The following is an 8074-nucleotide window of genomic DNA, read 5'->3' as shown; positions in this document are numbered from 1 at the left end:
ATAATGAATTAATTTATATTAGTTTTATCTCTCCCTTAGTAAGCAATTACCAGATTATTGTTTTGCTATTTATAACAATATGATTATCTATCATCATGCTACAACACCAATAAAATAAGACTTAGCCGTCTTTTTACACTGAAAAATTAGAATAAGAAAGCAAACAGTTTTTTAATTGCTCCATATCAGCCTCGATATATTCTAGCGTCGTATTTATTGAGCTATGCCCTAATAACTCCTTAACTAAATGAATATTGCGATCGGGTTTTTTCATTAATTGTGACGCCAATGTATGCCTAAATCGATGAGGTGAAACGGGATAATTTAAACTCTGAGACAATTGCTGGAAAAAAACATGTATACGCATAGCCGACATTTGGTTGTAGCATTTTTTAGATGACTTGAAGTAATAAATATTAAATAGCTGCTGCTCTTGAGCTACGCCTTTATCAACTAATTGTTGTTTTAATTGCACTAAATCATGATATAAACTATCAATCAGCGGAACGTATCTTTCCGTATGCGTTTTTGAACCATCACCGCGTAAAAACAAAATCTTTTTATCATCTAAATCACACAATCGTATATGAATAAGCTGATTCAAGCGAATGCCTGTATAACGGAAGGTATTAATAACTGAGCGCCAAAACCAAGTAGGATAGTAAAAATCTTTAATCGTCTCGGTAGCAACTTTGCTTTCTAAAAATGCAATAGCGTGATCTATCTGAGTAATATCGAGTGTTTTTTTCTTTTTGGTAATAATCTTCACTTTCATTTTATTAAACGGATTTAAAGATTGAGTCAATGAATGTTCAATTGCAAAATTAAACAATGCAGCAAAATGTCGATTATAAGTATTCCATGTTTGATGGCTATTTAATTTTTGATGTAAAACGTGATGGCGAAATGCCAGTACTGTATCGACAGAAATGTCATCGATTACGACCCGATTACCGTAATATTTTTCGAATATTCTGACAACATTCACATAACTTTTTTTGGTATCTTCACGTAATTCCTTATGCTGAAAATACATTGTGAGTAATTCACGTAAGGATAGTTTTCCTAATTTAGACATAAATACAATCTTCCTTATATTATGTTACTTAAAATAAAAATCGTGACTTATTCACCGCTAATCACATATGCATGGTAGTGAAAATCCGTGGTCAGTATTATTTTTAAAATGCGTGTTTACCTTTATCGATCTCATGGTGCTAAGAACAGAGGTTCAATATGAATATCGAGCAAATAAGCAAATGCATATTGTTACCTTAACAACGAGATCTAACGATACAATAATCTACTCATACAATTTAGTTAAGAAAATTTAATAGGATTTTGACTGCTTATTGATAGGATACGCGATGAGCTATTGACGACTTAAAACGGAATTTTGACCTCAGCAGGAATCGAACCTGCAACTAGCCCTTAGGAGGGGCTCGTTATATCCATTTAACTATGAAGTCATACCGTATTTATTCTAATGTAATTAATGAATTTTTTCCATAATTCTTTTAACGCCAACTCTATTATGGACATTTTGTGCGATCTTTAAGCAAAAAATAGCATAATAAAAAATGAAATTTTCGGCAAATGTTAAACATAATGGTACAATAGATTATAATCAATAAACCACGCAACATAATAATAAAGACTCAACATGAAAAAGAAAATAATCAGTTTACTCTTCTCAACGATGACGTTGACCGGATGTGCAACTTACGATCCTGAAACAAACAGTTATTCAGATCCATTGTCTGGTTTTAATAATGCGATGTTTAATTTTAACTATCATGTACTCGATCCTTATTTACTAAGACCTGTTGCGGTTGCATGGAAAGATTATGTGCCCTCCCCCATTCGTAGTGGAATTAGCGGCGTATCGTCAAATTTAACTGAACCAGCATCGGCAGTAAACAGCTTGCTACAAGGTAATGTTCATCAGATGGGGGTACATTTAGCCAGATTTATGCTCAATACCGTATTTGGTTTTGGTGGCTTGCTTGACGTTGCGAGCATGGCCGATCCGCAATTACAAAAAGGCAATCGAGAGACTTTTGGTACCGTTTTAGGCCACTACGATGTACCTTATGGTCCATATGTTGTATTACCATTTTATGGTCAAGCAACATTACGACAAGATGGTGGTACATTGGTTGACTATGCTTATCCACCTTTACATTGGTTATCATGGGAAGCAAGTATTGCGCGTTGGGCATTTGATGGTATTGAATCAAGAGCGGTTGCAATTGAATACGAAGACTTACTCAATAGTAGCGCCGATCCTTACAATTTTATGCGTAATGCTTATTTTCAAAGCAACGATTTCTTAGCTTCAGGCGGACAAGTTGACGAGAAAAAACAATTACAGCGTCAAGAAGCGATTAGCTCTTACCTTGATGATATTGATGCACAATAATGGATCATTAAAATACGGCAGCTAAAGCCGTATTTTTTTATGGCTGCAAAAATAATTCTCGGCTTTTAAACGGTTTAGATCCGACATAAGGTTTTAGTGCCTGTCTGGTAAACCGTTTAGCCGCTTTCAAACACCTGAGATCATCAAAGTTTTTTGCCGCAAAAGCCCGTAGTTCCTTACCTAAATAGCTATTACTATTTTGCATTAAGCTGCTGATAAATCCTTGTTCTGACTGATATAAATAATACATCTCATCAACGATATCATCACCGGTTGCACTACAATGCTCAAAATCAACGCGATAGCCTAAAAATTCCAGCAAAATAAATTCAAATTGGCGTAGGACTTTTTCAGGTTCAATCCGTTTGGCTAACTGCTGTAAACTCTCTAAATAAGCTTGGAATAATTCTGTCGTATCTAATTCAGAAACTAATACACGATGCAGTAATTCATTGAGATAAAATCCACTGTATAAACCATAGCCCAATAACGGCAAAGAGAGTGACATAGCTTCAACCTGACCGAGCGTTTTAACTTCGCCATTACCGCTATATTGAATAATCAATGGTGTAAAGGGTTGCAAAATACCTTTTAATGATGAACGCTTACGCCTTGCACCTTTAGCAATTGTAGTCACTTTCCCTTTCGACTCAATAAAGAGATCAACGAGTAAACTTGTCTCACTGTATGCCCGATTATGCAAAACAAATGCACGCTGCCAATTTTTCATGTAATAACTATTTATGATTTAAGTTAAAAATATTTTATCGAAAGATAAATTTTATTTAAAAAAGAGCATTAATTTCAACAAATTCGACTGAATTAGATAAATAATTAAGCTATAATGACCAGATCCTAATATATAAAGTATAAATTCGAAATCATGGAATTATTCTCAACTATCCTTATCCTTATTTTACTTGTTTCCATTTCCGGAATCTTTGTAAAACTGTTTCCGTTTCAGATTCCTTTGCCACTGATGCAAATCTTACTGGGATGTATTTTAGCAGCTTTTCATGTTTATGAAGAGCGATTTGATCCCAATTTGTTCTTGCTATTATTTATTCCGCCACTACTCTTTGATGATGGGCGAAAAACGGCAATTAAGGACTTTGTGCACAATGTCCGCGAGATTGTCGGCTTAGCGTTAGTATTGGTCATTATTACCGTTGTGGCATTAGGCTATATCCTGCATTGGATTTTACCTAATGTATCACTTCCAGCAGCCATGGCGCTTGCCGCCGTCTTATCACCAACCGATGCCGTGGCATTAAGTGGTATTGTTGGTAAAGGGCGCATTGAAAAGAGTAAAATGGAAATTATTGAAGGTGAAGCATTAATGAATGATGCTTCAGGCCTTGTCAGCTTAAAATTTGCCATTGCCATTGCCATTGGCGCAATGGAATTTAATATGCTAAATATCTCGTTAGCATTCTTTGTTTCAGCGATTGGCGGCCTTGCTGTGGGTGCAATTTTTACTTGGGGTTATACTCGAGTACTGCGTAAAATCAATAAGCTGACCAATAACGATTCAGCTATCCAAATTGTATTGCTCTTTTTACTGCCATTTGCGGTTTACCTAATTGCAGAACATTTTTTTCATGCATCAGGAATTTTAGCAGCAGTCAGTGCGGGTATGACAGTCAAGCAATCAGGGATTATGAGAAATGCCCCGCTAACGACCCGCTTACAATCAGAAAGTACTTGGTCAATGCTAACATTCGTCTTTAACGGTGTGATTTTCACCTTATTAGGGCTGCAATTACCAACCATTATCACCGATACCTACGTCACTAACCAAACCGATACCTCAATTGAACTTTGGCAATTAATATTAGTAGTCTTTTTTGTCTTTGCCGTCTTAATGGCAACGCGGTTTTTATGGTTATGGGTGATGAAACATTTACCTTCATTACCGTTTGGTGCCAAAAGGCCATTAGCCTTTAAAAGCTATACCACTCGTGATCTGTTAATTGCAACCTTTGCTGGCGTGCGCGGAGCGATCACATTAGCCGGTGTATTATCCATTCCAATCACGACCCAAATACCAGGGCGTTATGAACTTGTTTTTATCGCAACAGGCGTAATATTAGTCTCGTTAATTACGGCGGTATTCATTTTACCCCTGTTACTAAAAGGTAAAGTCATCTTAGAAAACAGCGCGATTAATAACGAAGCGTTATACGCCAAAGGTTACATGGCTGAAGAAGCAATCAGTAGCTTAGAAAAGATGCAAGGCAACTTATTATTAGACACCACCGATGGCATCGATGCGGATATTGTTAATGAAGTGGGTTCACGCGTTATCGGCTCTTTAAGGCGCAGAACAGGTCTTAAAGATCTGGAGAAGAAATCGCTTGAGGCTGAAAGATTAGAAAGGCGTATGCGTTTAGTGGCAATTGGTAGTGAACGTGCCGCGCTTTATCAACTCAAAACGCGAAATGAGATCTCAGATGAAATATTTGATCGTTTAAGTACCGATCTTGATATTTACGAAACCTTGCTATCAGATGAGCATCAATAACGTATAACAAATATTAGTATCGAAATCATAACGAAAAGAGAGTAATTATGTTAAGTAAAATGCATTCAATGCTAGTTGCTAAAACACCGATGGTTTTAAGTAAACCATTACAATGTGTGCCATTTTCATTAAAAAAGAAAATCATTGAACAGCTATTGCAAGCACAATTTGAACGTTCTCTGGCCGATGGTGATCTGGATTTTTTAGAGAATCGTTGGCTCAAAATTGAAGTTCGAGATTTACAACTCGTTTGGTTTATTAGCAACGTCAATAATAAACTGGTTGTCAGTCGAGTCCAAATCCCCGATGTCAGTTTTAGTGGCGATACCAATGATTTGATCTTAATTGCCACGAGAAGGCAAGATCCCGATACGCTATTTTTTCAGCGTCGATTGATTGTTGAAGGTGATACGGAATTAGGGCTATGTGTTAAAAATTTAATGGACTCGATTGATCTCGACTCCATGCCAAAATTCATTCGCCTTGGCCTTGAAAATTTAGCCAATTTTATCGAATCCAGTCCGCAAGAGACATTATAATCGATTAGGATTAGCAATACTGAATCAGCCAAATAGGCCTTCAGTATTGCCATTCTGATTATTGTTATAATGCGCTAAAAAAGGCAATCAGCCCAAATACCACGCCCGGCGAGTTTGCAATGGCAATTGGCCAGTCTTTTTCTTCCTTCAATAACCCATAACATACCCATAAAAAGCAGTTAATCGCCGCGGTAATTGGCTGAGTAGGATTAGTCTTTATACCATTAAGGTTATCAAGAATCTGTGGAATATAAGAAACATACATCAAAAATGCAGTAAATGTTGCGATCCACCCCAAATAATGTATGTGCTTTTTAGTCGAATTCACGTTTACCCTCCTTGTTGCCTCCATAAATGAGACTTAATCATAGCAAAAAAGCGCTGAATTGTAACTTTTTGGGGTAAATAGCGCTTAAGAGCGATCAATAACCATCAAGGTTCACCACCGATTTAGGCTATCGGTGGTCAATACTGTGCGCTTTAAGATTGGTTTAATATAATGGTGAAGCACGTTACATGATGCTGTGATGATGCCGTAATTGTGCCTTGATGCGCAGCAATAATTGCTGCAGTAATCGCCAGTCCTAGCCCAACCCCATCGCTAAAGTGTGTTCTGGCCGTATCGACCCGATAAAAACGTTCAAAGATATGTGGCAAGTGCTTTGGATCGATGGTCTCGCCTTGGTTTTGTACCACAATATGAACTTGCTCACCTTGCTGCGCCACCCGAATGTTAACAGCAGAGTTCGCATAACCATAATGAATGGCATTAGCAATTAAGTTACTTAGTGCTCGGCGTAACAACGTGCGATCAGCCGTAATTTGTGCCTCACCTTCTTGGTGAAGTGTTACGGCTTTTTCTTGCGCAATATAACCATAAAAATCAAATAGACTACTGATTTCATCTGCGATGGCAAAGGTTTGCATTTGCGGGCTCATTAAACCATTTTCCGATTTAGCAATAAACAGCAGGTCCGTCACCATACGAATGAGATGATCAAGCTCCTCGGCGCTTTCAACTAACGCTTGCTGATACTCCTCAACACTACGCGCGCGCGACAAAATCACTTGATACTGCATCTTAATTGTCGTTAATGGCGTACGCAGCTCGTGCGCCAAGTCTGACGAAAAACCGCTTAAACGGTTAAATGCTTGATTCAAACGATCGAGCATGGCATTAAACGTTAACGTCAGTTGATTGATTTCCGAATACGTATTCACCATCGGCAGGCGAGTATCAAGATTATCTACCGTAATATTCTCGCTCTGGGCGACTAAAGTATGCAATGGCCGCAGTCCATGATTAGCTGCCAAACACGCACCAATCCCCATGATTAAAGCGGCTATGGCAATAATTAGCCACATGGAATAATGAAACGAAGTTAAAAAGCTTTCATGATGCTCAATATTTAAGGCAATAATAAGCACGCCATTTGGCGCAATCGGCATATCAACTGGCTGAATCAATACGCGATAATGGTAGTCCCCTTCATACAAGGTGATTAAGGTTTTTTTGCTCACCTGGCTAATATTCATCAACGCCTTTTCTAACGCGAAATCGCTTTGGCTATCATATAGCGGTTGATGATTATTTAAAAGCAACACCACACTACCATGCTCTCCGGTCATATTATGCGATAAAGACTGCATCTGCTGATGCAATTCATCCATATTCGCCACATCACCAAGGGCATGCACAAGGTGCCCGCTCTGCGCGTTAAGCACCATACGATCTTGCGCAATAAAATGCTGATTAACCGCATAAACCACCACAAACCCGAGCAATAACAACACAAGCATCGACGATAGCGAAAACATCAACGCTAAGCGAAACGCCAGTGAGCGGAAAAAGTGTGTTATCATCCACGATCCTCTAACACATAGCCCATGCCGCGGATCGTATGCAGCAGCTTTTTAGCAAAATCATCATCCACTTTGGCCCGCAAGCGGCGCATCGCAACATCAATCACATTGGTATCGCTATCAAAATTCATATCCCAAACTTGCGAGGCAATTAACGAGCGTGATAACACTTCCCCCTGCCGATACATTAATAATTCCAGTAACGAAAACTCTTTTGCCGTTAAATCAATGCGCCGACCGGCTCGCATCGCATAGCGTTTTTTACTGTCTAGCTCTAAGTCATCAATCTTCATCATCGACGATTCACTCACGTGTTGTAGCGAGCGGCGTAATAATGTTCGAATCCTGGCCAGTAATTCTGAAAAGTCGAAGGGTTTCACTAAATAATCATCAGCGCCCATCTCTAAGCCATTCACCCGATCGGCCACTTGGTCACGCGCCGATAATAGTAAAATAGGCATCTCTTTATTGGCATGGCGAACCGCTTGTAAAATCGCCAATCCATCAAGCTTAGGTAACATAATATCAAGAATTAACAAATCATAATCCGCACTTAACGCATAGTGCAAACCATCCACCCCATCATGCGCTAAATCAATCGTATAGCCTGACTCTGTTAAGCCTTTTTTCAAGTAATCGGCAATTTTTAAGTTATCTTCAATAATGAGTAGTTTCATTGCTGCCTGTATTTATTGTTATAAAAAGATGCATACGGCAAATTGTATC

Annotated in this window: 8 protein-coding genes and 1 tRNA gene; 3 read left to right on the top strand and 6 right to left on the bottom strand. The window is 38.4% G+C overall.

The window, feature by feature from the left end; genetic code table 11:
• Nucleotides 1-133: 133 nt before the first annotated feature.
• The gene (locus DES39_RS08985) at nucleotides 134-1078 is read right to left on the bottom strand and encodes a tyrosine-type recombinase/integrase (protein ID WP_121145439.1); all 945 of its coding nucleotides are present in this window, start codon (nucleotides 1076-1078) and stop codon (nucleotides 134-136) included.
• 319 nt (nucleotides 1079-1397) lie between these two features.
• Nucleotides 1398-1469: transfer RNA gene (locus tag DES39_RS08980), tRNA-Arg, on the bottom strand.
• 194 nt (nucleotides 1470-1663) lie between these two features.
• Here DES39_RS08980 and DES39_RS08975 point away from each other — a divergent pair.
• A complete protein-coding gene (locus DES39_RS08975; protein ID WP_121145438.1) occupies nucleotides 1664-2422 on the top strand; it encodes an MlaA family lipoprotein in 759 nt (252 codons plus the stop codon).
• Between the two features lie 37 nt (nucleotides 2423-2459).
• Here the strand turns inward: DES39_RS08975 and recO are convergent, their stop codons facing one another.
• Nucleotides 2460-3152 carry a DNA repair protein RecO gene (gene recO / locus DES39_RS08970; RefSeq protein ID WP_121145437.1) on the bottom strand — a complete coding sequence of 231 codons (693 nt, stop codon included), beginning with the start codon at nucleotides 3150-3152 and terminating at the stop codon, nucleotides 2460-2462.
• 153 nt (nucleotides 3153-3305) lie between these two features.
• On the opposite strand from recO, the gene DES39_RS08965 reads away from it, so the two are divergent.
• Nucleotides 3306-4946, top strand: coding sequence for a Na+/H+ antiporter (locus DES39_RS08965; protein ID WP_121145436.1), 1641 nt, complete (start codon nucleotides 3306-3308; stop codon nucleotides 4944-4946).
• A gap of 47 nt (nucleotides 4947-4993) precedes the next feature.
• Nucleotides 4994-5485 (top strand): ubiquinone anaerobic biosynthesis accessory factor UbiT, encoded by a 492-nt coding sequence (ubiT, locus tag DES39_RS08960; protein WP_121145435.1) that lies wholly within the window; start codon nucleotides 4994-4996, stop codon nucleotides 5483-5485.
• Between the two features lie 64 nt (nucleotides 5486-5549).
• Here the strand turns inward: ubiT and DES39_RS08955 are convergent, their stop codons facing one another.
• From DES39_RS08955 to DES39_RS08945, 3 genes are all read right to left on the bottom strand, one after another.
• Entirely contained in the window at nucleotides 5550-5813 is a 264-nt protein-coding gene (locus tag DES39_RS08955) for an SWEET family sugar transporter (protein ID WP_245959590.1), read from the bottom strand.
• 152 nt (nucleotides 5814-5965) lie between these two features.
• Nucleotides 5966-7348: a heavy metal sensor histidine kinase gene (locus DES39_RS08950; protein ID WP_121145433.1), complete on the bottom strand. Its 1383-nt coding sequence runs from the start codon at nucleotides 7346-7348 to the stop codon at nucleotides 5966-5968.
• Nucleotides 7345-8025, bottom strand: coding sequence for a heavy metal response regulator transcription factor (locus DES39_RS08945; protein WP_121145432.1), 681 nt, complete (start codon nucleotides 8023-8025; stop codon nucleotides 7345-7347). Before DES39_RS08945 ends, DES39_RS08950 begins: the two co-directional genes overlap by 4 nt.
• Nucleotides 8026-8074: the final 49 nt, after the last annotated feature.

Source organism: Orbus hercynius, assembly GCF_003634275.1.
In the GTDB taxonomy this organism is placed as follows: domain Bacteria; phylum Pseudomonadota; class Gammaproteobacteria; order Enterobacterales; family Orbaceae; genus Orbus; species Orbus hercynius.
This window is presented reverse-complemented; position numbering and strand designations above follow the sequence as displayed.

Coding starts and splice junctions, on each gene's coding strand:
- ubiT (WP_121145435.1), top strand. CDS start 4,994: ATGTTAAGTAAAATGCATTCAATGCTAGTTGCTAAAACACCGATGGTT.
- DES39_RS08985 (WP_121145439.1), bottom strand. CDS start 1,078: ATGTCTAAATTAGGAAAACTATCCTTACGTGAATTACTCACAATGTAT.
- recO (WP_121145437.1), bottom strand. CDS start 3,152: ATGAAAAATTGGCAGCGTGCATTTGTTTTGCATAATCGGGCATACAGT.
- DES39_RS08965 (WP_121145436.1), top strand. CDS start 3,306: ATGGAATTATTCTCAACTATCCTTATCCTTATTTTACTTGTTTCCATT.
- DES39_RS08975 (WP_121145438.1), top strand. CDS start 1,664: ATGAAAAAGAAAATAATCAGTTTACTCTTCTCAACGATGACGTTGACC.
- DES39_RS08950 (WP_121145433.1), bottom strand. CDS start 7,348: ATGATAACACACTTTTTCCGCTCACTGGCGTTTCGCTTAGCGTTGATG.
- DES39_RS08945 (WP_121145432.1), bottom strand. CDS start 8,025: ATGAAACTACTCATTATTGAAGATAACTTAAAAATTGCCGATTACTTG.